Raw genomic sequence first — 638 nt, 5'->3', positions numbered from 1 at the left:
TACCACGTCTTTCATCGCCTCTGACTGCCAAGGCATCCACCGTATGCGCTTCTTCACTTGACCATATAACCCCAAGCAATCTGGTTATACTGTGAAGACGACATTCGCCGAAAATTCGAATTTCTCAATTAAGAGAACTCACAAATTTTACCTTAGCCTGATCCGTTACCAGTGAAAGTAACGTTCAGTCTATCTTTCTATCACATACCCAAATTTTTAAAGAACGAACTAGTCAAAGACTAGAAATCAACATTCACCATCACAACGATGGAATGCTCATTTCTAAGCTTTATACAAACAGAAGCAGTAGTGGTGGAGCCAAACGGGATCGAACCGTTGACCTCCTGCGTGCAAGGCAGGCGCTCTCCCAGCTGAGCTATGGCCCCGTATTTCTACAGGCGTTTCCCACACAAAATTGGTGGGTCTGGGCAGATTCGAACTGCCGACCTCACCCTTATCAGGGGTGCGCTCTAACCAACTGAGCTACAGACCCAATTTCGGGCTGCTTCTTTCGTCTTCTTCAATGAATCAAGCAATTCGTGTGGGAACTTATGGAGCAGCTGATGTCGTCGATTAAGGAGGTGATCCAGCCGCAGGTTCCCCTACGGCTACCTTGTTACGACTTCACCCCAGTCATG

2 tRNA genes and 1 rRNA gene are annotated in these 638 nt (G+C 47.2%); all 3 read right to left on the bottom strand.

The window, feature by feature from the left end:
• Positions 1-310: 310 nt before the first annotated feature.
• Positions 311-386, bottom strand: a tRNA-Ala gene (locus HBO10_RS31025).
• Positions 387-416: 30 nt separating this feature from the next.
• Positions 417-493, bottom strand: a tRNA-Ile gene (locus tag HBO10_RS31020).
• A gap of 81 nt (positions 494-574) precedes the next feature.
• Positions 575-638 (bottom strand): 16S ribosomal RNA (locus tag HBO10_RS31015); the annotation flags it as partial.

Origin of the sequence: Pseudomonas sp. WS 5503 (assembly GCF_012985385.1) — a bacterium.
GTDB lineage: Bacteria > Pseudomonadota > Gammaproteobacteria > Pseudomonadales > Pseudomonadaceae > Aquipseudomonas > Aquipseudomonas paracarnis.
The sequence above is the reverse complement of the archived record's forward strand: the minus strand, read 5'-3'. Positions and strand labels throughout refer to the sequence as shown.